Source organism: Hungatella sp. SB206 (assembly GCF_051132295.1).
Lineage (GTDB): Bacteria > Bacillota > Clostridia > Lachnospirales > Lachnospiraceae > Hungatella > Hungatella effluvii.
Map to the genome: position 1 here is coordinate 6,618,466 of NZ_CP096603.1, position 26,204 is coordinate 6,644,669.

Annotated in this window: 23 protein-coding genes and 1 pseudogene; 4 read left to right on the plus strand and 20 right to left on the minus strand. The window is 50.0% G+C overall.

The window, feature by feature from the left end:
- Positions 1-158 precede the first annotated feature (158 nt).
- From M1L66_RS29485 to srtB, 4 genes and pseudogenes are all read right to left on the minus strand, one after another.
- A complete protein-coding gene (locus M1L66_RS29485; protein WP_434694350.1) occupies positions 159-449 on the minus strand; it encodes an RNA-guided endonuclease InsQ/TnpB family protein in 291 nt (96 codons plus the stop codon).
- Positions 450-509: 60 nt separating this feature from the next.
- A pseudogene (tnpA, locus tag M1L66_RS29490) lies at positions 510-899 on the minus strand (IS200/IS605 family transposase); the annotation flags it as partial.
- A gap of 267 nt (positions 900-1,166) precedes the next feature.
- Positions 1,167-2,519 carry a phosphoglucosamine mutase gene (gene glmM, locus M1L66_RS29495; protein ID WP_187020214.1) on the minus strand — a complete coding sequence of 451 codons (1,353 nt, stop codon included), beginning with the start codon at positions 2,517-2,519 and terminating at the stop codon, positions 1,167-1,169.
- Positions 2,520-2,669: 150 nt separating this feature from the next.
- Positions 2,670-3,434: a class B sortase gene (srtB, locus tag M1L66_RS29500; protein ID WP_434689176.1), complete on the minus strand. Its 765-nt coding sequence runs from the start codon at positions 3,432-3,434 to the stop codon at positions 2,670-2,672.
- A gap of 176 nt (positions 3,435-3,610) precedes the next feature.
- Between srtB and M1L66_RS29505 the strand changes: the two genes are divergently transcribed.
- Entirely contained in the window at positions 3,611-4,810 is a 1,200-nt protein-coding gene (locus M1L66_RS29505; RefSeq protein WP_187020218.1) for a BTAD domain-containing putative transcriptional regulator, read from the plus strand.
- A 47-nt stretch (positions 4,811-4,857) separates the two neighbouring features.
- Here the strand turns inward: M1L66_RS29505 and M1L66_RS29510 are convergent, their stop codons facing one another.
- Positions 4,858-6,087, minus strand: coding sequence for a polysaccharide deacetylase family protein (locus M1L66_RS29510; protein WP_434689178.1), 1,230 nt, complete (start codon positions 6,085-6,087; stop codon positions 4,858-4,860).
- A gap of 253 nt (positions 6,088-6,340) precedes the next feature.
- On the opposite strand from M1L66_RS29510, the gene M1L66_RS29515 reads away from it, so the two are divergent.
- Positions 6,341-6,814: a methylglyoxal synthase gene (locus M1L66_RS29515; protein WP_002604825.1), complete on the plus strand. Its 474-nt coding sequence runs from the start codon at positions 6,341-6,343 to the stop codon at positions 6,812-6,814.
- 71 nt (positions 6,815-6,885) lie between these two features.
- Here M1L66_RS29515 and M1L66_RS29520 read toward each other — a convergent pair whose 3' ends face one another.
- From M1L66_RS29520 to M1L66_RS29555, 8 genes are all read right to left on the minus strand, one after another.
- Positions 6,886-8,661 (minus strand): FAD-dependent oxidoreductase, encoded by a 1,776-nt coding sequence (locus tag M1L66_RS29520; protein ID WP_434694351.1) that lies wholly within the window; start codon positions 8,659-8,661, stop codon positions 6,886-6,888.
- A 38-nt stretch (positions 8,662-8,699) separates the two neighbouring features.
- Complete coding sequence (locus tag M1L66_RS29525; RefSeq protein ID WP_434689179.1) at positions 8,700-10,007, minus strand: FAD-dependent oxidoreductase; 1,308 nt, start codon at positions 10,005-10,007, stop codon at positions 8,700-8,702.
- Between the two features lie 9 nt (positions 10,008-10,016).
- Positions 10,017-10,892 carry a carbohydrate ABC transporter permease gene (locus tag M1L66_RS29530; RefSeq protein WP_117630625.1) on the minus strand — a complete coding sequence of 292 codons (876 nt, stop codon included), beginning with the start codon at positions 10,890-10,892 and terminating at the stop codon, positions 10,017-10,019.
- Positions 10,893-10,908: 16 nt separating this feature from the next.
- Positions 10,909-11,802 carry a carbohydrate ABC transporter permease gene (locus M1L66_RS29535; protein ID WP_243004975.1) on the minus strand — a complete coding sequence of 298 codons (894 nt, stop codon included), beginning with the start codon at positions 11,800-11,802 and terminating at the stop codon, positions 10,909-10,911.
- Positions 11,803-11,907: 105 nt separating this feature from the next.
- Positions 11,908-13,311, minus strand: coding sequence for an ABC transporter substrate-binding protein (locus M1L66_RS29540; protein WP_434694352.1), 1,404 nt, complete (start codon positions 13,309-13,311; stop codon positions 11,908-11,910).
- Between the two features lie 179 nt (positions 13,312-13,490).
- On the minus strand, positions 13,491-15,131 hold the full coding sequence (locus M1L66_RS29545; RefSeq protein WP_434689182.1) for a response regulator transcription factor: 1,641 nt from the start codon (positions 15,129-15,131) through the stop codon (positions 13,491-13,493).
- On the minus strand, positions 15,106-16,938 hold the full coding sequence (locus tag M1L66_RS29550; protein ID WP_434689184.1) for a sensor histidine kinase: 1,833 nt from the start codon (positions 16,936-16,938) through the stop codon (positions 15,106-15,108). Before M1L66_RS29550 ends, M1L66_RS29545 begins: the two co-directional genes overlap by 26 nt.
- A gap of 15 nt (positions 16,939-16,953) precedes the next feature.
- The gene (locus M1L66_RS29555; protein WP_187020219.1) at positions 16,954-17,487 is read right to left on the minus strand and encodes an HD domain-containing protein; all 534 of its coding nucleotides are present in this window, start codon (positions 17,485-17,487) and stop codon (positions 16,954-16,956) included.
- 133 nt (positions 17,488-17,620) lie between these two features.
- Between M1L66_RS29555 and M1L66_RS29560 the strand changes: the two genes are divergently transcribed.
- Entirely contained in the window at positions 17,621-18,388 is a 768-nt protein-coding gene (locus M1L66_RS29560; RefSeq protein ID WP_187020221.1) for a hypothetical protein, read from the plus strand.
- Between the two features lie 103 nt (positions 18,389-18,491).
- On the opposite strand, the gene M1L66_RS29565 is transcribed toward M1L66_RS29560, so the two are convergent.
- Complete coding sequence (locus tag M1L66_RS29565; protein WP_434689186.1) at positions 18,492-18,737, minus strand: LexA family protein; 246 nt, start codon at positions 18,735-18,737, stop codon at positions 18,492-18,494.
- Positions 18,738-18,966: 229 nt separating this feature from the next.
- On the opposite strand from M1L66_RS29565, the gene M1L66_RS29570 reads away from it, so the two are divergent.
- Complete coding sequence (locus M1L66_RS29570; RefSeq protein ID WP_434689187.1) at positions 18,967-19,902, plus strand: LysR family transcriptional regulator; 936 nt, start codon at positions 18,967-18,969, stop codon at positions 19,900-19,902.
- A 6-nt stretch (positions 19,903-19,908) separates the two neighbouring features.
- Here M1L66_RS29570 and metF read toward each other — a convergent pair whose 3' ends face one another.
- From metF to M1L66_RS29600, 6 genes are all read right to left on the minus strand, one after another.
- Positions 19,909-20,781, minus strand: coding sequence for a methylenetetrahydrofolate reductase [NAD(P)H] (gene metF, locus M1L66_RS29575; protein ID WP_187020225.1), 873 nt, complete (start codon positions 20,779-20,781; stop codon positions 19,909-19,911).
- Between the two features lie 145 nt (positions 20,782-20,926).
- On the minus strand, positions 20,927-21,751 hold the full coding sequence (locus tag M1L66_RS29580; RefSeq protein WP_434689188.1) for a sugar phosphate isomerase/epimerase family protein: 825 nt from the start codon (positions 21,749-21,751) through the stop codon (positions 20,927-20,929).
- Positions 21,752-21,760: 9 nt separating this feature from the next.
- Positions 21,761-22,927 carry a Gfo/Idh/MocA family protein gene (locus tag M1L66_RS29585; protein WP_434689190.1) on the minus strand — a complete coding sequence of 389 codons (1,167 nt, stop codon included), beginning with the start codon at positions 22,925-22,927 and terminating at the stop codon, positions 21,761-21,763.
- Between the two features lie 28 nt (positions 22,928-22,955).
- Complete coding sequence (locus tag M1L66_RS29590; RefSeq protein ID WP_187020230.1) at positions 22,956-24,014, minus strand: LacI family DNA-binding transcriptional regulator; 1,059 nt, start codon at positions 24,012-24,014, stop codon at positions 22,956-22,958.
- Between the two features lie 69 nt (positions 24,015-24,083).
- Complete coding sequence (locus M1L66_RS29595; RefSeq protein WP_434689193.1) at positions 24,084-25,442, minus strand: GH1 family beta-glucosidase; 1,359 nt, start codon at positions 25,440-25,442, stop codon at positions 24,084-24,086.
- An 87-nt stretch (positions 25,443-25,529) separates the two neighbouring features.
- Positions 25,530-26,162, minus strand: a complete 633-nt coding sequence (locus tag M1L66_RS29600) for an SDR family NAD(P)-dependent oxidoreductase (protein WP_434689194.1) — start codon at positions 26,160-26,162, stop codon at positions 25,530-25,532.
- Between the last annotated feature and the right edge of the window lie 42 nt (positions 26,163-26,204).

Below are 26,204 nucleotides of genomic sequence, written 5' to 3' on the forward strand. Positions count from 1 at the left end.
ATGAATTGAGCCCGTTTACAATGTGACATACTCCCCCCACTTAGAGAAAATCATTCACTGGATGATTTTCTCTTGAAGTGGGGGCTTCCTGTTCAAGCCGGGTAATCCCGACAGTATCAACAAGCTATCCCCGTGTGTCCCACGGTTGCTATAAGGTTTCAGGCTATGCCTAACACTCTTAGCCCCTCCTGCCTTATGTTTATTGCTGCATTCTGGTCTCTGTCCATGATGTTCCCGCACTCGCATAGATACACTCGTTCTGACAAGGCAAGTTCATCTTTTTTCTTTCCACACACACAACAGGTTTTGCTTGACGGAAACCATTTATCTACTTTTACAAGCTGTTTTCCTGCTTCTGTCAGCTTGTACTGCAGGAACCGGATAAACCTCCCCCATCCATTATCGTGAACAGATTTTCCAAACCGTAATGCCTCATACATTTCTTTCATGTTAAGATTTTCCACCACAACGGCATCGTAAGCATTGGTTATCTGCCGGCTCTGCTTACCTCCCTGCGATTCTATGGATTGCTTTATGACAGAAAGCGGTACACCGCCTGCTGTAATAAGGCAAAAACTCTGGCTCCGGAAATACTCTTTCCACTGCTTTGTCTTTATGCTCGGAAACACTTTCTTAATCAGCCTGCCGCATGTACTTTTACAGGCATTGATGAATTTGCTGATTTCAGATTTAGGATGTGCCCGGAAAAGCACAAGCACATGCACATGGTCATGATTCCATTCCATCAATGTGTTATGATATTTAGGAGCAATATACTCAAAAATGGATTTTGTTCTTTCGTAAACAATATCATCAAAGACTTTTCTCCGCTATTTTACAACAAGAACCGGGTGATAATGCCGCAAGAATACTGAGTGCGCATTATTGTCCAACTCCATTATATAATACCTTTTTTATCCGTTCTATTCAAGCTTTGTTTATCGGCTGTTGCGATATAGTTACAAAGAACGTAACCACACCTTACAACCGAAGCCGATTCACCCCACCGCCTAAGAGGACGGGGGAGTTCTCGGCTAAAATCTGTTAAAATCAGGCCACTTCCCGGAAAAACAGAAAGCCCGCGGCCCGGAAGAGAGGAACAAACTTTTTCTTCCTCTCCCCCGGGCCGCGGGCCTCCGGGGCACCGCCCCTCCGGTCACATGCGCTTACAGGATGTGCCCCTGCTGTTTCATCACTTCGATCACCTGATCCACGTGCTTCTCACACGTCTCCAAATCGGCCGCCTCGACCATGACACGGACTACCGGCTCCGTGCCGGACTGGCGAAGCAGGATTCTTCCGCTGTCTCCGAGAGCTTCCGTCACCCTGGAAACTTCTGCCTTCACCACGGAGTCGTCCTGAGCCGCTGCTTTATCCTTCACGCGGACATTTTTAAGCACCTGCGGATAAATCTCAATCTCAGAAGCCAGCTTCGCCAGGCTCTCCTTCTTCTCCAGCATGACTTCCATCACCTTTAAGGACGTTAAGATGCCGTCGCCCGTGGTGGCATGCTTGCTGAATATGATATGGCCGGACTGCTCGCCGCCCAGACAGTTTCCATAAGTTACCATGTTCTCGTAAACATACTTGTCACCGACCGCCGTCTTTTCATAGCCGATTCCCTCGCGGTCCAGCGCCTTGTATAGGCCGAAGTTGGACATGATGGTGGTAACCACCTTGTTATTCTTTAACGCGCCCTGCTCCTTCATGTACTTGCCGCAGACGAACATGATCACATCGCCATCCACGACATTTCCGTTCTCATCTACCGCGATACAGCGGTCCGCATCGCCGTCGTAGGCAAATCCCACATCGGCTCCGATCTCCTTCACGAACTCCTGCAGTACCTCGATATGGGTAGAACCACAGTTTGTATTGATATTCAGGCCGTCGGGACTGTTGCTGATTACATGAGTCTCCGCTCCCAGAGCGTCGAACACGTTCTTGGCAATAGCAGAAGCGCTGCCGTTGGCACAGTCTAACGCCACCTTCTTATTCTTAAAAGAACGGGTAGCAATGGAAATTAAGTATCCGATATAGCGGTTTCTGCCAGCGGCAAAATCAACGGTTCTTCCAATCTTATCCCGTTTAGCCAGCGGAACCTCAGGAGTCTCCCCATCCAGATATTTCTCGATCTCAACGATTACGCTCTCTTCCAGCTTCTCTCCGTTTCCATTAATTACCTTAATTCCATTGTCGTAATAAGGATTATGGCTTGCTGAGATCATGATGCCGCAGTCGAAATCCTCTGTGCGGACCACATAAGACACACTGGGAGTCGTCGTTACGTGAAGCAGATAGGCATCCGCTCCGGATGCGGTTAATCCCGCCACCAGGGAATACTCGAACATGTAGCTGCTTCTTCTCGTGTCTTTTCCGATGACGATCCTGCATACATCGCTCTTCTTCCTCTGTCCGTAGTACCAGCCCAGAAACCGTCCTACCTTAAAAGCATCTTCTACTGTCAGCGTTACGTTGGCTTCCCCTCGGAAACCGTCAGTTCCAAAATACTTGCCCATATTTTTATCTCCTCTTTTCAATACGAGTACTGCTAACTGATTTTCCAGAATCAGAATGTACTATAGCACACATGTTCCCATTTTTCAATTAAGTTTCTCTTATTTCGATCCACGTCTGAACTGTTATAATTTTACAGACCGCCGCTGAGACTATTCTTCCGCGACCTCATATGCGTACAGAATCGTTCTGGCGTCGTTAAATTCATAACTGCAGGTGATGAAGGACCAGAGCTGCTCCAGCGGTTTCTCCGGGATCTGTGCAAAATCACAGCCCTTCGTCATCTCTTCCACATACGCCTGGAAACTCTCCTCCGTGGCAAACTTCGTCTTCCGTCTCATGCCGGTCGGTTCCGTGTAAAGCACAGACATGGGGCGTAAATGGTATTCGCGCTCCGGAGTATAGACGGTGATATCCTGATGTTCCTTGAAATATTCCTCGTCCTTATACTTTACGATGTCTTTGAACATGCTTCCATTTTTCATATTGTGCCCATAAATTATATTATGCCTGCCGGAAAAATCAGGTTCACTCTCATAATCAAGATATATGGCTCCGGCCACACTTTTTTTGCCCTCGAAGTCCGTATTTAAGTAAGTTTCGTTATTTCCGGTCTGGACGATAGGGTAATCGATCTCAGTCCCCTCGACTTTAAGCCAACCTACGATGTCCGGATTGATCTTTCGCAGCTCGTCAAACTGGATGGGCGACACGTAAGGCGCCTCTGTCTCTTCCGTCTCGGCCTCGGTCGAAATCTCGGTCGGTGCTTCTGTCTCTCTGGCCATTTCCGCAAGACTCTCATACTCACGCTCAGCCGCAGCCCGCACCTGGTAATCCACATAAGTTTTTATTCCCGCTACCGCCGCCAGCACCACGGCCAGCAGTAGGAGGACCGATGCAATACGTTTTTTCTTCATACTGTCACATTCCTTCGGTTTTATGTATTTTTTCCTACAGTATATATGATTTCTGGTGAAATCTCAATCTTTTTTCCGCTCCCACCCTTCATATTTAAAATGTTTCACAAGCAGTACTGGACATTTTTCCTTTTATTCTTTATACTAATATTAGAAAATGGGAGTGTGAGATACTCATGAATAACAAGAATGAAATCATATATGTAAATATGTTGGGGGAATTCTCCATAACGATAGGCAGCCAGACGATCATGGACCGGAACAATCAGTCCAAAAAGCCCTGGAGCCTGTTAGAGTATTTAATTACCTTCCGCGACCGAAACATCCCGGTTGAGGAACTGATCGATTTATTCTGGAAGGATGAGGCCAGCAATAACCCGGCCGGCGCTTTGAAGACCCTGATGTTCCGTGTCAGGAAGCTTTTAGAGCCATTGGGAGTTCCGCCTCAGGACTTAATTACTCAGAACAGGAAGGCCTACGGCTGGACCAAAGAACTGACTACCATCACCGACACGGATCGTTTTGAGGATTTATGCCTTCGTTCCGAAGCGACGGATATAAACAGCGAGGAATGCCTCTCCCTCTGTCTGGAGGCGGTAGCCATCTATAAGGGTAATTTTCTTCCAAAATCTGAGTGGGAATCCTGGGTCGTACCGATCCATACGTATTACCATACCCTCTATCAGAACCTGATTCACCGCACACTGCTGCTGCTTGATGAGCAGAAGGATTATCCGACGATCATCGACGTCTGCCAGCAGGCCATCGCGATCGACCAGTATGAGGAGGATGCCCATTACTATCTGATCTACGCCCTCTACCAGAGCGGCAATCAGTATATGGCCATGGAACACTATCAGCATGTCAATGACATGTTTTATAATGAGTTCGCCATCACTCCGTCCGCGCGGTTTAAAGAGCTTTATAAGCTGATCAGCGACAAGAAGCACGGCATCACCATGGATTTAAGCACGATCCAGGAGACACTGATGGAAGGAGCCAAGGAAAAAGGCGCATTCTGCTGTGAACCTTCCGTATTCCGGGATGTCTATCAGCTGGAGACCCGCGCCATCGAGCGTACCGGCGACTCCATCTTCTTATGCCTGATCACCATCAGCAACTTAAAGGGAGAATTATTAAAGCCCTCCGTACAGACGAGGGCCATGGATGAGCTGGGTGAGTCCATCCGCACCTCTCTCCGCCGGGGCGACATCTACAGCCGGTACAGCGTCAGCCAGTACCTTATGCTGCTTCCGACAGCCACCTATGAAAACGGAGAGATGGTATTAAAGCGGATTATCCAGAATTTTAAAAAAGCGTATTCCAGAAAAGACTTATCCATTACGTATTCACTTCAGAGCATTATACCAAGCTAGTACAGCGTTGCGCAAGTTCCAGTGAATGCTGTACTAGTACTAAATTCTCAGGGCCGGAAACGATTATATACGTGTCCGGCCTGAATTCCGCCCCGGTACTGGGCCATCTCACTGACTGTCACCAGCTGATATCCCCGGTTCACCAGTTCCGGAATAATCACCTCCGCGGCATCCGCCGAAGTGCTGTAAATATCATGCATCAGCACAATATCCCCATCCTTTACCTGATTCAATACAACATTGATCGTGTTCTGCGCGTTTCTCGTCTTCCAGTCCAGCGTATCGATGTCCCACATAATAGCCGCCATTCCCATGGAGCCCAGTGTGTCCAGTGACGCCTGATTATAAAAGCCACCCGGCGGTCTTACCAGAGTCGGAGTCACGCCGCATGCCTCGGCGATCTTCTGATTCGTCAGCCCTACCTGAGAACGGATTCCTGAGTCCCCCACCTTTGTTAAGTACTTGTGTTCATATGTATGGTTTGCCACCTCGCAGCCCAGGGCATTCATGCGCTGAACCACCGCCTGCGTTCCGGGGACACGGTTGCCCACCATGAAAAAGGTGGCCCGGCCTCCATTCGCTTCCAGGCTGTTTAAGATCCTCGTGGTCACAGGCGTGCTTGGCCCGTCGTCAAAAGTAAGGGCCACCATGGGCTTCGCAGGATCGATTCCCTCCGGTTTTATCTCCGGCGGAGCGGCCCCCTTGATCACAGCCGCGGCCCTTAAGCCTTCCACACGGATACCGGAGCCTTCCGCTCCCGCCGCTGCGCCGTTCATGGCCCATTCGGTCCATGCGCCATTTTCCCATACGGAATAATAGATATCGTAATACTCAGCCAGTCTGTCGGTAAACTTCATGGCAACCGCCTCAATCGGAAGCTGTTCCGGAGCCGCTCCGATCTCCACATCATTCTCTTCCCAGTCAAGCCAGCCCTTGCCGATGATATTCACCTGATAGGCGAGCGTTCCCTTCAGGACCTCCGGCTGTCCGGAGACCGTCATGCGGATGGCGCTGGCAAAGCTTCCCGTCTGAACCTTCAGCGGGTCGTTGTCGGCCTTAACCTCACTCCAGCCCACGCTGTCCTGATAGGCGCTGTAGTTCACCACCAGAAGCGTCAAATCCTCCGGATTCACCTTTGGGATGATTCCCGGTCCGATCTCTTCTTCTGCCGCAGCCTCGTCCGCACAGGAACAGAAGGGCTGTCCACCGGCCACCAGCGCGGCTGCCAGAACAAACGCCCCGATTCTTCTCAGAATCTTCCATTTAATACTCTTCATTTCTCCCACCTCCGCAAGCATCTTCAATTTTGATATATTAAGTATAGCATAGATTCCGGGCAAATAACTCCTGAATTCCTTAAATCTTTCCTACAATACCGGTTGATATCCCCTTACAATTCCATTCTTTTAAAGAATTTTACCATTTTACACTATTCAATTGTTTAAAAATCATTTATGATAAAAGGGAGTTTGAAAAAGGAAAATACCACCAGATAAGACATCAGAATCTATATTTTACAGGAGGAATCTTATGATACAGGAAGATTTTATCACACTGACACTGGAGAAACAGAAAAATATTGCTCTCATCGCCCATGACAATGAAAAGCATTCCCTCATCGAGTGGTGCAAGGAACATAAAGACATCTTAAGCCAGCACACCTTATGCGGAACCGGCACCACAGCGCGCATGATCACAGACCAGACGGGCCTGTCGGTGAAGGGCTACAACAGCGGTCCTTTAGGCGGTGACCAGCAGATCGGCGCAAAAATCGTGGAGGGAAGAATTGACCTGGTCATCTTCTTCTCCGATCCATTGACCGCACAGCCCCACGACCCCGATGTGAAGGCCCTGCTCCGTATCGCTCAGGTTTATGATATTCCCATCGCCAATACCAGGGCGACCGCGGATTTTATTATCACCTCTCCGCTGATGGGCGCAACCTATGAGCATCAGGTGATTAATTTCAACAAAAATGTCGCAGATCGAGCGAACACGCTGTAATGGTTCCACCGAAAAAAAATGGTATGGTGCCGTCCTGATATCACAGTTTCAGGGCAGACCATACCATTTTGTTATTTTTCGCATTCTTCCCCGTCATACAGGCGAATTTCAAAAATACAGGCCAGAGGGCTTCCGTACGTCGACTCCGCTCTGATACTGACGCTGTCACACCGTATTTCGTCTTCTAATCCGATGATCTGAAGCCGTTGGCCCATGGATTCCCTGCTGAGCCTTTTAACGAAATTTCCGTTTAGAAAAAATTCCACAGTAAATTTCCTGATCAGCTCCGACGGCGGATTCATCTCCTGTCTTCCCAGGACCGCACGGTTAATCGAAGGTGTGATCTCCCTGCTTAAATTGGAATCCAGTGTCAACCTGATCTGTTTCACCAGCATCGGCTGTTCTGCCGTGAGCGTGATGACCGGCTTTCCTTCTATAGGCGCTCTCCAGCAATTGGAAGCCCCGCCTTCACTTCTTGCAGTTCCATTTACCACATTCTCCGGCGGACAGCCCTCTGTCTGATTCGAAGCACTCACCTTCATCGTTCTTGCCAGATCTTTGGGGTCTGTGTTCCTCACCCCAGGCAGATAGCAGTCCTGCTTTAACAGTTCCTGCTGCAGTTCATCTATAAACTCCAGAACACCGGATGGAGTACAGCCCCTTTTCAAAGCTATCGCTGCCGCCACTCCCGCCGCCTGGCCTGCTACAGCGCAGGTAGCCATCACCCGGGTCGAAGAAAATGCCACATGGGTACAGCTTATGGCCCTTCCGCCCAGAAACAGATTCTTTATGTTCCTGGAATACAGGCATCTGTATGGAATCGGATAGATCCCGTTTACCTTGTTCCAGACCGTCGGATCATCCTCTTCATTTAAAAAGCCCTCGACAGTATGGATATCCATGGGCCACCCGCCGTATGCAACGGTATCGGGAAAATCCTGTTCCCCCAGGCAGTCATGCTCTGTCAGCACGTAATCACCAATGAGGCGGCGGCTCTCCCGCTTTCCAGGAAGGAAGCCAACCCATTCCAGTTCCATACATTCCGCGCCGTGGCTGCCGCCGTTTTTTATGTGGTCCCACACACCGTAGACAGCCTTTAACAGCTCATCGCGGAGCAGTTCTGCATCTTCAATTGTACGTTTCACACCGCCTCCCAGCTCGATCCACCAGTATCCGGAGGTCACATCGCAGTGATCCCTGAATTTCAACTGTTCTTCTGTATAGGTGTTCGCCCAGAACGGCTTGACAAATGGGACGGGATGGCCCATATCACGTGCGGAGAACATCAGGGAATTTCCCATGGTACAGTGATCCCCCTCCTCCGGCGCCAATTCCTCACCGTACTGCCCCTTTGCTTCCCTGCCGATCCGGTACTCAGCTCCGGCCTTCGCTCCGAGAACACCGTCACCCGTTCCGTCCATAAACATATTCGCTTTTATATAAAACTTCTTTTCGGTCGTCAGCTGCTCCGCGCAGATGGCCGTAATTTTCTCCCCGTCACAGACCACATCCGTCATCTGTGTATTCAGATAGAGTTCCAGCTTCTCCTGATAATGGACTTTTTCCCACAGAACCGCATCGAAGATCGGGTAGATCATCTCCGGATTCCGCCGTTTGTTTTCCAAAAGGATTTCTTCTAAAATGCCGGTTTCCCTGGCATCAGGGCGGCTCATATGGTGGTCCGCCCCGCAGATATGCATACGCATCTCCGAACTGGCATTTCCGCCCAGTACCGGCCGGTTATGTACGAGTGCAGTCCGTATTCCGCCTCTGGCCGCCGCTATGGCGGCGCAGATTCCACCGAGTCCGCCCCCAACGACGACGAAATCATACTGTTTTTCAAGCATCCGTTCCAAAGCTTTCCCTCCTTATAGTTTCCGCGCGGTCACGGTCTCACTCCAAGCTCCAACAGTCGTTCCTGTACCTGTGCCGCCTTCAGCTCCCTGGGCAGTTTTTTATTTTTTACACAGAGCGCTGCTGCGATTCCCACTGCCTGCCCCATATTGGCACAAATTGGCATGACACGGTAATTGGAATGCGCCATATGTGTGCCCGATATATCACGCCCTGCCAGATACAGACCGTCCACCTTCTTCGGAACAAAGCAGCCATAGGGAATGGTATATCCCTTTTTCTGCTTAAATGTCTTCTGGCTTCCCGTTTCATCCAGGCCGTTCCCCGTCAAATTGTGAACGTCGAAGTTAAAGCTCGCCCTTGCCACCACCCAATCGTCAAATACTCTGGCCTCCAGAATATCCTGCTCCGTGATGGTGCTTTCGCCTTCAAAATGCCGCGTCTCCCGGATTCCGATCAGCGAGGCGGAGCTGATCAAATAGCAGTTTTCAAACCCCGGAACGATCATCCTCAAAAATTCGACGATACGGTCCATCTGCTCCCTGCAAACGAATGTGGCCCTGGTCAAATCCTCTGCCTTCGTTCCGTCAATTCCGGTACAGTTTGTCATGTTACAGGTGACTACTCCAGGAAGAGTGGTTTTGTAAAGCAGTACGTGGCCGGCCGGCTCCGGCAGATACTGACGGCCCAGCGTCTGTAAGTCCCCGGCGGGAATCTGGAACGTCTCTTCAAAGCCACCGGGAAATACTCCCCGTTCCACATCGACGCCAGCTACCTTAAACATGATAGAGGCGGGCTGCATCTTTCCATCCGTCTCGCGGCCCTTAAAGCAGGGGACTCCTGCCTTCACTGCTGCATCACCGTCTCCGGTGGCATCAATCACGATATCTGCAAGAATTGCCTGACGGCCCGATTTGCTCTCCACAATAACGCCCTTAATTATATCGCCTTCCATGACCACATCACTGACAAAGGTGTATAGGAGCAATTTGGCTCCGGCTTCCACAAGCATTTCCAGAAGCACAGTCTTAAGCCTCTCGGGATTGATGATCTGCCTGGCTCCGCCGTTGAAAAGATGGCCTTCCCGCTCCATACACTCCGCAGAACGGTCCAGAATTTCCTCATAAATACCGCCCTCTGTATTGCCCGTCCAGTGACTCATCAGTCCTGCGGTGGCAATTCCGCCCACATCCCCGGTCTGTTCAATCAGTACAGTGCGGGCACCTTCTCTGGCTGCCGTTATGGCCGCCGCCACTCCGGCCGGTCCTGCCCCCAGCACCAGCACCTGTGTTTCCCAAGCGACCGGAATCTCTCTCTTCGGTTCTTCTATGTAGTTCATGGATACCTCCTATCCCTTAACGGCCCCTGCCACCAGCCCCTTTACCAGGAATTTCTGACCCAGAACAAACACCAGAAACGCCGGTATCAGGGCGGAGGAGGCCGCTGCCATTACCAGATTATATTCTGTTACGCTTTCTTCAATAAAGTTCGTCAATGCGATCGGAATTGTATACAATCTCCAGTCGCTTAAAAATACCAGCGGCTCCAGATAGCTGTTCCAGTTCCATAAAAATACCACCATGGCGAGTGACGCCATACTCGGCTTTGCGATCGGCACCATGATCCGCGCCCATATTACATACTCATTTGCCCCGTCTACCCGTGCGGACTCCCGGAGTTCATCCGGAATCTGCATGAAGTACTGACGCATCAGGAAGGTTCCCGTGATCGTAATGAGTCCGGGAAGAATCAGGGTCAGATGCGTGCCCGTCAGCCCCATTTTGTTAAAGAGCACAAATTTGGGGATCAGCGTCACCTGACTCGGAATCATCATCGTCGCTAAATACAGGAGAAACAACACGTTGCTTCCGCGGAATTTAATTTTTGCAAACGCATATCCGGCCAGAGTGCTTGTGATGACAGAGCCCGTCAGGTTGATGACAGCGATTTTGATCGAGTTGAAATACGCCAGTCCGAAATGGTAATCCCGCGCAGCAACTCCTCCTATGTTCCATACTTTTTTATAGTTATCCGGATAAAAATACTCTGGTATCCATTTGATCGGCAGCTTCATAACATCCAGCGGCAGCTTCATGGAAGCGGACACCATCCAGATAAACGGAGTGACCATGGATAGCGCCACCAGTCCAATCAACACGGTGAAAAAGATTTTCACAGCGGTCCGTTTCATTTTATCCCGGTTAAACTGTACCTGTTTTTCCATATTTCCGCCTCCCCTCTTAATAACTTACCCATTTCTTCTGCCCCTTCCACTGTATGATGGTGATTGCAAACAGGATAAGGAAGAGAATCCATGACATGGCCGCCGCATATCCCATTTTATAAAAGGTAAACGCAGACGTGTAGATATAATATACGAGCACATTCGTAGCCGTTCCCGGGCCGCCTCTCGTCATGATCTGAATGGGTGCGAATACCTGGAAAGACGTGACAAACGTCGTAATTACCAGGAAAAATGTGGTTGGAGACAGAAACGGTACCGTCAGTTTAAAAAACTTGGTAATCTCCCCCGCACCGTCTATATCGGCCGCCTCGTAGACATCCTTCGGAAGCCCCTGGATCGCGGAGGTATAAATCATGTTGGCATAGCCTACACCCGACCATATGGTCATTATGATTAACGCGGGCAGCGCCCACTTCGGGTCTCCCAGCCACTGCGGCGGATTCTCCACTCCGAAGAATTTAACCAGCTGGGTAAATGGTCCCCAGGGAGAATACATCATCACCCATACAATGGCAACCGCCACAATATTGGATATATAAGGCATAAACAGGGCCAGTCGTATTGGAAGCTTGCCGACACAGTACTTGTCGATCACAACAGCCAGTATTAATGCCAGGAAAATGGTCAGCGGAACGACTGTAACCGCAAAGATGATCGTATTGATCAGAGAACTGATAAACCACTCATCCTTCCACATATCGATAAAGTTCTGAATTCCAACAAATGTCCAGTTTCCCAGGCCCTGCGTGTAATCCCAGTCCGTAAAGCTGATCACCAGTGAAAATACCATGGGAATCAGCGTAAACAACAGAACACCGATAATATTGGGAAGGATAAAGGAATATCCCACCAGATCTGTTTTTAACTGTCTGCTCATCTTTCTTTTCACGGTTTCCTTCCTCCTTTCCTTCACTTTCTCTGATTTTTTGCGCAGAATGGCCGGAGACCGGCTTTCCAGCCTCCGGCCGCTTTCAGAAATCTGCGTAGTCCGCCTCTACTTCAAGAGGGCATCCGCGCGTTCCTTGGCCTTTGCCATTCCTTCTTCTACAGTCTGCTGTCCGATAAAGATCTTCTCAAGCTCTTCCGTTGCAACCTTCTTCACTTCGGCGATATGGTTCGTAATAGAGGGAACCGCGTAATTATCGGCCGGTGTAATTAAAATCTTCATGGCGGAATCTAAGTCAATGTGATCTTCGGCTCCATTTAAAAATGCTTTTGCTACCTCTTCCGGATTATACGTATTGGCTGCGGGTACTCTTCCGCCTTCCACGACCGGAATCATGCCTTTCGTTGCGTACCATTTCGCAAATTCCCATGCCGCGTCAATATTCTCCGACTTCGGATTGATGCATAAATGATCGCCGTAACCGCCCTGGGTATAGTTTCTCTGTCCTTTTTCCACCACCGGATACGGTGCGAATGCCGTGGTAAAATCATGAGGATACGTGGCAGTGTCTTTAATGCTCCGGACCATCCACGGGCCGACTGTCATAGCCGATTTTCCGGTAAGGAACATTCCCTCCTGAGAAAGCTTCTGTGTCACGGAATCCGTATGGGTCGGGGATGTCTTATCGACATTCATCATGCTGTTGATTAAATCCACTGATTTAACAACGACCGGATCGGTAAAGCTGGTTTCCGTCCCGCTTAAATACATCGGATCCCCGCCGTTCGTCTGCGCTACCAGATAGGTAAACAAATATGTGAGATCCTGCTGGGAATTCCAGAACATTCCATACACTTTATCCTGTCCCTCTCCATGAGTCAGCTTTCTGGCGGTCTCTGCAAATTCTTCATATGTCCATTCGGTCGGAATCTCAATGCCGGCCGCATCAAACATGTCTTTGTTGATAACGATTCCATACTGGTCCAGTTTCGTCGGGATGGAGTAAGGCTTGCCGTCCACAAAGTACGCTTCCGCCATATTGCCGAAATACTGTTTCAAATCAAATCCGTCTCTCGCCATCAGATCGGTGAGATCCAGCGCCATATTGCCGCCTGCTCTTTTGGCCAGAACGTCTGTGGCATAGGTCATATAAAGGTCCACGCCAGTGCCGGACAGTAAGTTTGTCTCCAGCTTCAGGTTTCCGGTGTCGTCATTCACAAACCGCTCGTACTCCACCTGGATTCCCTTGTCTTTATACAGCTCATTGAAATTATCACAGGCCGCCTGAGGACCTGCCTCGGCAGGAACGCCGCCCCACATTCTCAGAATGACCGTCTCCTTCTCGCTGTTTCCCGCAGCCTCCGTTTTCTCTCCTTCTGTCTTCTGTTCCTCTGTTTTTTGTTCCTGGGATCCGGATGCTGCTGCATCCTCCGGCTTCTGGGAACCGGAGCAGCCCGATAATACGGACAGTGCCATTGCTGTAGTTAAAACCAACGCCCATACTTTTTTCATATTTCTCACGATTACGTCCTCCTTGTTTATTATCATACTCTGGCCGGCCTTTTGTTTCTGTCTATACTATAACAAAAAAGGCAGGCAGGAACCATATTCCTGCCTGCTGTCTTTCTACCGATTTCTGCCATCCGGCAAATCTAAGACGTGTTTCTTCTCCCACGTTCTCTCATATCCTGCTATTTTTCTTTCATATTCTGCTCCATCAGGGATCTACGGAACTCATTCGGTGACTGTCCCGTCCTTTTTTTATACTGGGCGCTGAAATAATTGGGATTGGAAATACCGATTTGCTCTGCGATCTCATTGATTCTCAAATCCGTATTCTGCAAAAGCTTTCTCGCCTTCTCCATCCGTACCATGCCGACATATTCCATGAAGCTGATTCCCGTCTCCTCTTTAAATACGTGGGAAAAACGGCTCTCGCTCATTCCGGCCACCTCCCCAATCCTGATAATGGACAGTTCCTCCGACAGATGATCACAGACATAGCTCTTGACCCGGGCAATCTCCCGTCTGCACGGCTTGCCTGTCATACTCTCATATTCCTTCCGATAGAGTGTAAGCAGCTCACGCACCGCGCACTCAATATCTCCATAACACGCATAGCCGCCGATGGCATCTTCCAGATTCGCCCCGTTTTCATCTCTGATGCTCTCTACGTCAATCCCATACCTTGACAGTCCCAGGTTCAGCTTTTTATACGCCTTCATCAGTCGTCTTCGAATATCCTCCGGGCGCCAGCAGCCCTTGTCCTCAAAAAACAGCAGCAGTTTTTCCATATAATCTTCCATTCCATGGAAATCACCATTTAAGAGCAGCTGCTCCAGCGGGGCGGTCCGGTACTCCTCCGGAAGTACCATATCTTCATATTCGCGTACTGGTCCGGCGGCCAGTTCTCCTGTCTGCCGGAAAAACCGCTCTCCCAGAAGCTTTTTGTTCCGCTTTGCCGCTGCTTTCAGCTTCTCGATGCCGCACAGTTCTCCGCTCACGGCGCCGCTGATTCCTATCCCGTAATACTGCTTAATATATTTTACAAGCGTGCCGAATTTAAGCTCCAGGATCTCAAAAAATCCCTTCCAGTCCTGGGCCTCTCCCTGGTTTATCACCACCAGAAAGTCCTGGTCCGGATCCAGAAACACCTCGGCCCGGCCGCCCCGGCCTAAAATTTCGGTGATAATATTTTCCATGGAGAACACAAAGAGATCATTTTCCAGAAAATCTCCTCTTTTTCTAACAATCTCAAGACTGTCCGGCTGTATTGTCACAGCACAGTATGGTCTGCGGAAATCGATCTTTAAGTGAATATCATCGAAGCCCTTCTGCACACCGCCGAGAAAGCCGTCTTTCTTCGTTAATGCCTGCCTGACAAGATTATTTTTGATGGCATCCAGGTTCTTATAAACCACCTCGCTCGTATCGCTCCTCGGCTTCATCTCCTCCTCATCCAGGTCCATACTGGCTTCATCCATAATCTTAAGCAGTTCATCTACATGAATTGTCAGTTTAAAAATGTAATCATAAGCCCCCAGCTTCATTGCTTTTCTGACATTTTCAAAATCATTGTAATTGCTCAGAACGATAAACCGTATTCTTGGATAGTCCGCCGCACATTTGGCGATCAGGTCAAATCCATCCATAGGCTGCATTTTCAAATCTGTCAAAATAATATGCGGCTCATACTGCCGGATCTTTTTAAGCGCCTCTTCTCCATCTGAGGCATCTGCTACAATCGTATATCCATACTGTTCCCAGGATGTCATGGACTTTATGCCGATTCTCACCAGTACCTCATCATCCACAATCATGACCTTTTTCATCGTCTTCCCCCTCTATGACCGGCAGTGTAAATGTTACCGATGTTCCATGTGTCGCCACGCGCTCCAGTGTCAGTCCGTACTGCGCGCCAAAGGTGATGCGGATACAGGAGTCTACATTAGTCAGGCCAATCCCCGTCAGACTATCTCCCTTTCCAGCAGTCTGGCGAAACGTCTCAAACTGCTCAATCACCTCGTCTGATATTCCGATGCCGTCATCCTCTACGAACAGATAGAGTATCTGATCCTCCGTGTATCCGTATATCCGGATGGTGATCTGTTCCCGCTGTTTGTCATACCCGTGAATCAGCGCGTTTTCCACCACAGGCTGAAGAATAAATTTCATCATTCGAAGCTGTTTCATCTCATCCGGAATATCAATGTCAAGACTGCAATAGTCCTGATACCGGTAATTGTGAATGTATACAAAGTTACGGATATTGTCCAGCTCGTCTTCCAATGTCACCAGGCGGTCATCCCGGCTCATGCTGTAATTCAGCACGCTGGCCAGGGCGTCGATGCTTTCCACAATATTATGAGCGCCGCGTATCATCGCCATCCAACGGATTGTGGTCAGGGTATTAAACAGAAAATGCGGATTCAACTGCGCTCTCAACGATTCATAGCGGTACTGCTCTTTGATCTTGTTTTCCTCCTGCAGGCGGGCGAACAACTGCTTAATGTTGCCATCCAGACGGCAGAATGCCTGGTTTAAATGGCCGATCTCATCCTTCCGCTCCGTATCAATCCCGGAAATCTCGCTCTCGATCGTATAGTCTCCCATCTTCTTCGTCAGAACCACGATTGGCCTCACCAGGAGCCGCACCGCGGCATAAGAGATTGCTGTTATCAACACCAGCATGACTAAAATTACGGCATTAATCCGCTTCGTCACCATGCTGACCTCACTCAGCACTTCCTGATACCCGGTAAAATGAAAAACCTTCATCTGCTGCCCGTTAAATACCCAGGGCCTCGGTATTGTATAAAAATTCAGCAGATACTCTGTTCCATTGGCGCTGCATCGTAAATTCCCGCTTTTTTTACCAGTGGTCTGCCGGTACAGCGCATCTAAAGCGTCCTCACCAATCTTTCTCTCCTTGTCATTGTTCAGCAGAATCTGGCCGTCATCCACACATACGTAAGCGACATCATCCTCATAGGCATAGGTCATCATCATCTCGCTGAACCGGGACTGTTCCATACTGAGTATCAGTGTACCTGCCCGGTCCCCTGTCGTTCCGTCTTCCATCAGGGATCTTGCAAGCGATATGTACGTCTCTCCCTTATCCTTTTCCTCCGCAATATACGGCGGACTGAACATGGACCACGTCACATGGCCCCACTGGTTCATACTCTCGGCAACCCAGTCCTGCTTCAGAAGGAATTCATAATTTCTATAGTTTAGGCTCCAGTTGGAATAGACACGCCCATAGTTGTCAAACAGAATGACCTTTACATCCTCCATGCCGGCTCTTCCTCTGTAAATGCTGAGCTGATCCAGAAGCTGGTTGAAATAGACTACATTTTCAAATTCCGTTCTGTTTTCATCCCCTATGCGTTCGATCAGTTCCTTATCGAATACGAAGACATCAGAAAGAGAGGCCAGTTCCTCCAGCCCCTCTGTAATATTGCGCTCTCCTCTCGATATATCCTGAATAATCCTTTCGCTCAGTTTTTCCTGAATAAAGTTCTCCATGTTAATCCGTATATAGAGACATACGCCCGCGAACGGGATCACCACGCAGATCACAATCAGCAAAAACATCTTAACCGAAAACTTTGATATTCCCCCAAACAGTCTTTTCATCCCCGCTACCACTCACTAGCTTCCAAACACCTTCCGGCACAGTTCAAAATACTCCTGACACAGCGGATACCCGGCCAGTTCCCTGATCCGTTCCGCCACTCCGTTATAATACCAGGCGTGCTCCGACTTCCTCTTTTCATTGAACCTGTCCCAGATTGCTTCGCCCATTACCATATAATCTCTGGCCGTGCACCGCAGGTTGCTTAACTTATCCCCCAGAATCAGGATCTTGCTCTCCCTCGGAGCCGTATCCAGATGATCAAGGGTCGCCGCCTTGCGTTCCTTCCAGGACTTCGTCTTGTCCTCCGTCTCCGCCATCACGAGCGCCGCTACCCGCGGACCAAATAAGGTCTCCAGCTGCTGCTCCGATACTCCCGCATCCTCCACTACATCATGGAGAAGCGCCGCACAAATCAGTTCTTCGTCCTCCGACATCATGGAAACGATCACTGCCGTCTCCAGCGGATGGACGATATAAGGAACTCTGGTTCCTTTCCTGAAGGCCCCCTCATGGGCCTTCATCGCAAATGCAACGGCCTCGTCAACCATATGGCATCTCCTTCTAAGCTCTTTCTTAATATATTACCACAATTTATTACGATTTAACAGATCATCTTGTAAGAAACGCTTTTTTCTGTTATGCTAGGAAACGTAAAAAACATGAGGAGGAACCTTAATCAATATGAGTCCATATACCAACAATTCCAGGCAGAACCGAGGGAGAGGAGGCTCCAACCGGCACGATTCCGGACGGAGTGACTTTATGACGGTCCTCCTGTTTTACGTGCTTCCATTTATTGTCGTCAATTCCATTATCTTTATTCTCGTCACCGCGGCTCCGAAGGGCGATCTGACCATCGGGGAGGCCACCAATTTTACGACAACGACCATGGAATTAAAGATAAAATCACTGCTTCCCATCAAGGAGTTGACTGTGACGCTGGACGGCAACGCAGTGGAGCTCACCAAAACCGCCTCCAAGACCTACGCGGCGACGCTCGGCTCCAACGGAACCGTAAAAGTGAGTTTAACTGCCTTTAACGGCATGAAAAATATATTTTCCGAACAGGTCAATGTCCTGGACGACACTCCGCCAAGCATAAAGGATTCCATCATCGAGGACGGCGTTCTTTCCTTCCGTCTGGAGGATACCCAGTCCGGAGTGAATTATGACACCATATACGCATACGATGATGACACGCCGGAGATTCTTCCGCTCTCTATCGACCGCAGCACCGGACTCGTCACGTTCGATATGCAGAAGGAGAATCTGACCATCTGTGTAAAGGACTTAATCGGCAACGAGGCCCGTGTAACGATCACACCTCAGGGCGAGAATCTGGACCCGGAGGAAGCGGCTGCCCAGGCCAGCCAGGAAGCAGCCCAGGCCAGTGATGCGGATGCCGGTGACAGCGCTGAGAACGACGCCAATCTGGAAACAGCAGAATAACAACATAACTGCCATACAAAAACCCGGGAGAGCATTTCAGCTGAATCCATCAGTTGAAATACTCTCCCGGGTTTTTGACTCCCCCCTCAGTTCTCATACAGTTTTAATGCTCACACTCCTCCACGACCTTAAATCCTACCAGCTTAATCGTCCGCGGTCCATGGCCGAGAATAATCCTCCCGATATCCTCCAGTCCTTCCAGATAAAGACTGATCGTAGCCGTTGAGTTTTTTCCCACACCGTCACAGATTTCGCGGATGGTGGGAGAATACAGATTTTCAGAAACAAAGTACACGATAAATTGATAAATTCTCTCCTGCAAGTCATAATCCCATCGTAAGCCTCTCAATTTTTCTCCTCCTGAATTTAAAAACCTTATTTCATCATACCATATTTTGGTAATTTCCAAAAATGGTAATTTTTTCCAGAGTCATTTTTTGTCGGAATTTGGGACCGACGGACGGATTCTACAGTTTTGATGGGTCGAAAAATCGCCCGGAAAGCTCATTTTTACGTTACTATTTGCACTTTTGGTAAAAATACAGTATATTATAGAAAAAAACTATGGGAGGTGTCCTATGACGATTCAGCAGCTGAAATACATCATAAAAATCGTAGAATGCGGATCGATCACGGAGGCGGCGAGGCAGATGTACATATCGCAGCCCAGCCTTTCCGCGGCTTTAAAAGAACTGGAATCAGAATTTGGAATTGAACTTTTCTACCGGACAGCGAAAGGGATATCCTTGACAGCCGAAGGCACGGAATTTTTATCGTATGCGCGCCAGATCATTGAGCAGACGCAGCTTTTAGAGCAGCGCTATACAAATGGAAAGCCGGCGAAGCGGCTCTGCTCCGTATCCACGCAGCACTATGCATTTGCGGTCAACGCCTTTGTCAACTTAATTTCCCGGATCGATACGGATGAGTATGAGTTTACATTAAGGGAAACACGAACGTACGAGATCATAGAAGATGTGGCAAATTTCCGAAGTGAGGTGGGGATTCTCTACTTCAGCCAGTTTAATGAAAAGGTGCTGAAAAAGCTGCTGAAGGAGCATCATCTGGCCTTTGTGCCCCTGTTCGAGGCGGCTCCCCACGTGTTTATCAGTTCCGCCCATCCGCTCGCCAAACGGGAGGCGGTCACTCTCGATGACTTAGAGGACTATCCGTTTCTTGCATTTGAACAGGGAACCTATAATTCCTTTTATTTCTCAGAGGAGATCTTAAGCACCGCCCCGCATAAGAAGACCATTCACTTAAGCGACCGGGCGACTCTGTTTAACCTGCTGATTGGTCTGAACGGCTACACGATCTGCAGCGGAATACTAAACAGCAATCTAAATGGTGATAACATCGTGTCCGTACCGCTTCAAACGGAGGAATGGATGCGGGTGGGCTATATTTGCAGCGATAAATTCCCCTTAAGCCCGATTTCACTTTCCTATATCAGCGAACTGAAGAAGCTGATTCTGGAAGAAGGTTTCACCATTCTGCCGGAGGCCGGCCGGTAAGATTACTTATGCGGCCAGCAGGCGGCAGACAGCCTCGTGAATCTTTGCCGCAACGTAAGGATTGTTCATGGTATAAAGGTGAATGCCGTCGACGCCACGCGCAATCAGATCCACGATCTGGTCCACCGCGTAGGCGATACCGGCGTCACGCATAGCCTCGGGATTATGCTCATACCGTTCCATCATTGCGGTAAATTTTGAAGGCAGGCTTACGCCGCAGAGAGATACCATACGCTCGATCTGCTTTTTGTTGGTAACCGGCATGATCCCCGCCTCCACCGGGACGTGAATTCCCGCCAGAGAAGCGCGTTCCCGGAACCGGTAGAAACAGTCATTGTCAAAGAAGAGCTGTGTAATCAAATGGTCGGCGCCTGCGTCCACCTTGGTCTTTAAGCTGCGGATATCAGTCAGGATGTTTTCCGATTCCGTATGGCCTTCCGGATAGCAGGCCGCCAGCACATTGAATTCCCTGAACTCATCGTGTTCTTTTATAAAGGAGATCAGGTCACTGGCATGCTCGAAGTCGCCGTCCGGGCGGCCTCCCTCGGGGATATCCCCGCGCAGAGCGAGAATATTGTCGATTCCTGCTCTCTTAAATCCGCCCAGCAGGCTGATTACATCGTCTCTCTTAAGGCCAATGCATGGCAAATGCGCCACGCTCTCGATCCCGTATTCATTCTTGATCCTGGAGGCAATCTCCGTCGTCGCCTTACAGTTTTCACTGCCGCCCGCCCCGTATGTAACGCTGATAAAATCCGGATTCAGTTTTCTTAAACTGTCCAGTGTCTCGTATATCGTCTCGACCGGATTGGTTCTCTTCGGAGGAAAGACCTCGAAGGACAGCACCGGTTTCTTTGCAAATATATCTGTTGTTTTCATGTTTCTATCTCCCTGCCGGTTGGGCCATATGCAAAGGGCAGCTGCCCCTTTCGCCTTTGGCGGCTCTGATTTTATGAACATAATCATAGCATAGATCGAAAGCATAGGGAAATATAGATTTTGTATTGTATTATATAGGTATTTCCTATGGGATATCAGAACCAAAACACTTGACATACTTCAGGCTTTCTAAGTATTCCTCATCCCCTTTGAGGTGCTCAATGATAATCGGCATATCCGGATTGACGTGTTCTGCCAGCCTGATATAATTCCTTAAATCCAGCGTCCCGTCTCCGCAGGCCGTCTCCTTTAACTGGAACGTAAATTCCTCCCGCAGGGATACGTCCTTAATATGGCAGCTTTTTATCCGGTCTCCCAGCATCGCAAAGCACTGCTCCATAAATTCATGATTGTTAAAATACTTATCCGGGCTTGTAATCCAGTTTGCCAGATCCATATGCACGGCAAACCGCTCCCGGTTCACATCCTCCAGCAGCCGCAGATACTGCTCCGGACCGGCTGGTACCATCCAGGGCATCGGTTCCAGCGTATAATACGTCCGCTCCGGCATTGCTTCATCAATAATATTCTGAATGGAACGCACCGTCTTCTTCCAGTGCGCCTCTGTAAAATTCTCCTTGTAAGCCCCAACCCACCGGCTTCCCGCGCTTCCAGCTATATTGACGCAGCATGACGCGCCAATCCGGTCTGCCAGCTGAAGCTGCCGGACACAGCGGGTGAAAACCTCACTCCGCACATCTTCATCCGGTGACAGCGGATTGGACCACGCCCCTACCTCAGCGATTGTAAGCCCTTCCTGCTCTGCGGCTTCGGCATACGCACCGACAACCGCCTCTCCCGCCATATAATCCACAGGAAATACAACACAGCCGCAGCCGATGGCTTTCATATTGGCCGCCCACTCCTTTGGAGTCTCATGTTTCAGCGGCGACGCTAATCCCAGCCTCATATTCTATTCTCACTTTCTGTCCTGTCTGACTTCTCCCGCAGAATCCCCCTCCATCAGAGGCTCCGGCCTCCCGCAGGTTGTCTTCATATAATAGCACCCGCCGCTCTTCGCAGCTTCCATGATTCCGTTTATAGCTTCCAACACGTGGCAGACCAAATCCATTCCGGCTCTTGCAGGCCTGTTTTCATTTATGGCCATCGCTAAATCCAGCGCCCCGCCTCCTCTTATATACTCCGCAGTCTCGGGATAGAGCCGTCTCAGTTCCTCTTCATCCGGGAAACTGCGGTTTAACGGCTCTGCTGCGGCCGTACGGTCCGCCAGCACTGTCTCTTTCCTGGTGACCTCCGGCATTCCCGACGACATATTGGGATCCGGTGCAGACAGCGTCCCCTCTGTTCCATATATCTCAAACATCGGCAGAGTAGATTTCCAGATATCGAAGCTGATGGTCAGATTGGCAATCAGCCCGCCGGTAAGCTTTAAAAGGGCCGTATAATAAGTGGGAGTCTCAACGGTAAGCTCTTCGCACGCCAAAGGCTGGCTGTATATCTTCCGCTTCTCAAATCCGGTTGCCGCCATGGCTCTGATCTCCGCAATAGGTCCAAACAAGGCCACGACAGCAGTTATATAGTATGGTCCCATATCGTAAAGCGGCCCGGCCCCTTCCTGGTAAAACTGAGCCGGCGCCGGATGCCACGTTTCCACTCCGCAGGACATCATCGCCGCGTTTAAGTAGAGCGGCCGTCCTATGGCTCCCCGCTCCAGAAGCAGTCTGGTCCGCTGCAGCCCCGGTCCTAAAAACGTATCCGGAGCACCGCCGATCCGCACTCCCCGCTCCTCTGCCAGCTTCGTCAGCTCCCTCGCCTGTTCCCAGGTAAAGGCAAATGGCTTCTCGCAGAATAAATTCTTACCCGCCATCAGAATCCGGCGGTTTAATTCATAATGGAACTTAGGCGGCGTCAGATTGATAATCATGGAAACGTCCTTATTTTCAAGCAAACGGTCCGGATCGGACCACGTTTCTATCCCGAACTCTCTGGCACGCGCCTCTGCCTTCCCGGTATCCACGTCTGCACACGCCACGATTTCCAGAGGCTGGTACAGCTCCTGTATGTTCTTTATGTAGGTACTGCTGATCACACCGCAGCCTAAAATACCTGTTTTCACTCTATCCATAAGTTCTATTTTCTCTTTCCCCCACGCTCTAGTACAGCTTTGCACTGGTGCTGTTTCTAACGATCAATTCCGCCCCCGATATCCGGATCACCCGGTACGGGCGTTCCGGATTCTCAATTCTCCACAGGATCGTCTCCGCAGCGCTCATCCCCAGCTCCTCCCGGTTCACACTCACCGTAGTCAAATCCGCGGCCAGCGATTCGCTCAGATTATCAAAACCGGCCACCGCCACCATCTCCGGCACCTTTACCCCCGCTGCGCGGAAATACCGCATCAACGAAATGGCCAGCACGTCATTAAAACACACCACCGCCGTAGGGAAATTCTTCAAATGCGAAAGCCGCTCCTCTGCCTCAATCTTCTGTACGATCTCCTGGAACTCTCCGATAAAACAGTCCTCCGATCCCACGTTTAACCCCGCGGCCGCCAGCCCCCGGCGGTAGCCCTGCCACCGCTCCTTATTCGTCAGCTGGCCGTTTATGGCTCCGGCATAACCGATTCTCGTATGTCCCAGATCTGCCAGATGGCCGATCAGCACCTTCATGGGCTCTTCGTTTACGCCCATGATAACATCTGAGAAAAGCCCTTCCGTCCACGCGTCTTCCACCGTATCCACAGCCACCACCGGAAGTCCGCACTCCCTGATCCGGCGGATATGGTGTTTCTTAAAATTCCCCAGCTGAATGATTCCGCTGGCCGTCCTGGGATTAAAGTTAATCGGGAACTCAAAATCCGTATCCTCCGACAGATCCAGAAAACACAGATTCAGATTATAGCCGCGTTTCGTCAGAGTCCTGACCATTCCGCTGATGACAGGCGCCCAGTAAGAGTCCGTTGTACAGTTTAAGTTTGAAAAAAGGCAAATCTGTTTTAAATCCGACATCGTCACATTTCCCTCCTGTTCCGAAGGGACTTCTGCCTCCTGCATCTGTCTCTCAGAAATATGCCGGTATCCGAGCTGTTTTGCCGTGCTCAAAATCAGGTTCCGCGTCTCCTCGCTGACTCCCGAGGCATAATTTAACGCCTTGGAAACAGTCAGTCTGGATATTTTCAAATAATCTGCTATGTCTTGCTGTGTTGTCCTCATCTTCGTACCCCCTGGGTTCTGACAATCTCTTTTATTGTTACGGTTCACGCTGTGCACAGTAACCTTTTATCACAAATGAACACCGTTGCCGGCAATTACGTCTCTGTACCAGTATCCGGAATCCTTGATAGTCCTCACCTGTGTTTTGTAATCGACATGAACGATTCCAAAACGCTCAGAGTAACCCTTTGACCATTCATAATTATCCATCAGGGACCACAAAAAATATCCCTCAACAGGAGTCCCTTCCTCCGCCGTTTTCTTTAAGCAGCGCAGATACCGCTGCAGAAAATCGATCCGGTTCGGATCATGGACCTTTCCATCCAGCGAAACACTGTCGTGAGCCGCCATCCCATTTTCTGAGATATAAAACGGCTTCTGATATCTCTCATATAAAAACCTGGGACCCCAGTACAGACTCTCCGGCGTCACCGGCCATCCGATGGATGTGCGGGCGTATCCCGGCTCACGCGGGACATAGCGGTATCCGCCGTTTCCATCCGCGCGTACCGCGCTCCCGTTATAGATATTCTGACAGTAGAAATCGATCGGCTCAGAGATCACTTCCATGTCCTTTGCCCCGATCTCCGGCATAATATCCCGGTACAGGCGAACCCCTTCCTCTGGGTATTTCCCGAAGAGAACAGGATCGCTCCACCAGGGAATATTCCACATAAAATTATCCGGATCCGGACATAAATCAAAAGTTGCCTTTCTCGCAGCCTCCACATCCTCCTGTTTCTGCGTATACGGATAATGGGCGCTGCACGTCGGCGCATACCCAATTTTAGCATGCGGAGCCACTTTCCTCAATACTTTTGTGGCTTTTCCATGGGCAAGAAGCACATGATGAGCCATCTCCAGAACGGCTCTCCGGGACATGATATTTCCCGGGGCATGCTCGCCGGTCACGTGGCCGAGACCTATAAAACACTGAGGCTCATTAAACGTAATATAGTGTTTCACTTTATCGCCCAGATACTCCGCCACGATCCGCGCATACTCTGCAAAATAATCTGTGATCGCAGGGTTCTGCCAACCGCCGATCCGGTAAAGCCCGTATGGCAGATCCCAGTGGAACAGTGTCACATACGGCTCAATCCCATTCTTAACGAGTTCATCCACCAGGTTCTTATAAAAGCGGAGGCCTTCCTCATTCACCGCCCCGTATCCCTGCGGCAGAATCCTGCTCCAGGCCACGGAGAAGCGGTAGGCCTTTAACCCAAGCGCCTTCATAATCGCCACGTCCTCCGCATAGCGGTGATAGTGGTCCGCCGCCACATCCCCCGTGTGCCCGGAAAATGTCTTTCCCGGCATGCGGGCAAATTCATCCCATACGGTTAAACCTCTGCCGCCTTCCGTCACAGCCCCCTCTACCTGATAGGAAGCCGTTGCCGCTCCCCACACAAATCCATCCTTAAATCCCATCCTGTCACTCCTTTCTTCCAGCCTGATGCAGCATAGCAGTTCCACGGTAATCCACATAGATTTCCTTGTTATCCGCAAGCACTTCCCCTACCGCCAGACGATATATTCCTCGGCCGACTCAGCCGCCTCAATCTGGCCGTTCTCCGCCCCCATGGCCGTCTTCATACGCCCCGGGTGAACGGAAAAGACGCGGGTCGGTATACCCAGCGCAGCAACCGTCTGCTTCAGTATAAAGCCATACTGTGCAATTGCCGTCTTACTCATACAGTAGGCGGCGTACTTTGGCCCCACTCCGTCAATCGAGACCACCTCAGACGAAATATTAATCACGGTTCCTCCTCCGCTCTCCGTCAGCAGGTCGAAAAAGCGGCTGCAAATATAGACAGGACCTATGGTATTTACTTTAAAGGTCTTCTCCAGCTCCTCATAGCGGTCCGTCAGAATGGTTCCTTCCCTGTTTAAGAGCACTCCGGCCACATTGATCAGGATTTCCAGACGGTCCGTGTATTTCCCGACTGCCGCTCTCGCCGCCTCAATACTGTCTTTATCCGAAATGTCCAGCAAGACGGGAATCAGCCGGGGATTGCCCTTCAGTTCTTCCAGCTCCATCAAATCTTCTGTCTGCAGCACACCTGCGAAAACCCGGTGTCCCTCGCTTAAAAATTTTCTGCATAACGCGGCGCCCAGTCCCATAAGCGCCCCCGATACCAATACATCCATCGCTTCTACCTCCATCCGCGTACAAACGGGCCGCCGCACTGA

Coding starts and splice junctions, on each gene's coding strand:
- M1L66_RS29595 (WP_434689193.1), bottom strand. CDS start 25,442: ATGGGATTTAAGGATGGATTTGTGTGGGGAGCGGCAACGGCTTCCTAT.
- M1L66_RS29525 (WP_434689179.1), bottom strand. CDS start 10,007: ATGAACTACATAGAAGAACCGAAGAGAGAGATTCCGGTCGCTTGGGAA.
- M1L66_RS29545 (WP_434689182.1), bottom strand. CDS start 15,131: ATGAAAAAGGTCATGATTGTGGATGATGAGGTACTGGTGAGAATCGGC.
- M1L66_RS29505 (WP_187020218.1), top strand. CDS start 3,611: ATGAATAACAAGAATGAAATCATATATGTAAATATGTTGGGGGAATTC.
- M1L66_RS29585 (WP_434689190.1), bottom strand. CDS start 22,927: ATGGATAGAGTGAAAACAGGTATTTTAGGCTGCGGTGTGATCAGCAGT.
- M1L66_RS29540 (WP_434694352.1), bottom strand. CDS start 13,311: ATGAAAAAAGTATGGGCGTTGGTTTTAACTACAGCAATGGCACTGTCC.
- M1L66_RS29560 (WP_187020221.1), top strand. CDS start 17,621: ATGAGTCCATATACCAACAATTCCAGGCAGAACCGAGGGAGAGGAGGC.
- M1L66_RS29485 (WP_434694350.1), bottom strand. CDS start 449: ATGAAAGAAATGTATGAGGCATTACGGTTTGGAAAATCTGTTCACGAT.
- M1L66_RS29570 (WP_434689187.1), top strand. CDS start 18,967: ATGACGATTCAGCAGCTGAAATACATCATAAAAATCGTAGAATGCGGA.
- M1L66_RS29510 (WP_434689178.1), bottom strand. CDS start 6,087: ATGAAGAGTATTAAATGGAAGATTCTGAGAAGAATCGGGGCGTTTGTT.
- M1L66_RS29590 (WP_187020230.1), bottom strand. CDS start 24,014: ATGAGGACAACACAGCAAGACATAGCAGATTATTTGAAAATATCCAGA.
- srtB (WP_434689176.1), bottom strand. CDS start 3,434: ATGAAGAAAAAACGTATTGCATCGGTCCTCCTACTGCTGGCCGTGGTG.
- M1L66_RS29580 (WP_434689188.1), bottom strand. CDS start 21,751: ATGAGGCTGGGATTAGCGTCGCCGCTGAAACATGAGACTCCAAAGGAG.
- M1L66_RS29550 (WP_434689184.1), bottom strand. CDS start 16,938: ATGAAAAGACTGTTTGGGGGAATATCAAAGTTTTCGGTTAAGATGTTT.
- M1L66_RS29530 (WP_117630625.1), bottom strand. CDS start 10,892: ATGGAAAAACAGGTACAGTTTAACCGGGATAAAATGAAACGGACCGCT.
- glmM (WP_187020214.1), bottom strand. CDS start 2,519: ATGGGCAAGTATTTTGGAACTGACGGTTTCCGAGGGGAAGCCAACGTA.
- M1L66_RS29520 (WP_434694351.1), bottom strand. CDS start 8,661: ATGCTTGAAAAACAGTATGATTTCGTCGTCGTTGGGGGCGGACTCGGT.
- M1L66_RS29515 (WP_002604825.1), top strand. CDS start 6,341: ATGATACAGGAAGATTTTATCACACTGACACTGGAGAAACAGAAAAAT.
- metF (WP_187020225.1), bottom strand. CDS start 20,781: ATGAAAACAACAGATATATTTGCAAAGAAACCGGTGCTGTCCTTCGAG.
- M1L66_RS29555 (WP_187020219.1), bottom strand. CDS start 17,487: ATGGTTGACGAGGCCGTTGCATTTGCGATGAAGGCCCATGAGGGGGCC.
- M1L66_RS29600 (WP_434689194.1), bottom strand. CDS start 26,162: ATGGATGTATTGGTATCGGGGGCGCTTATGGGACTGGGCGCCGCGTTA.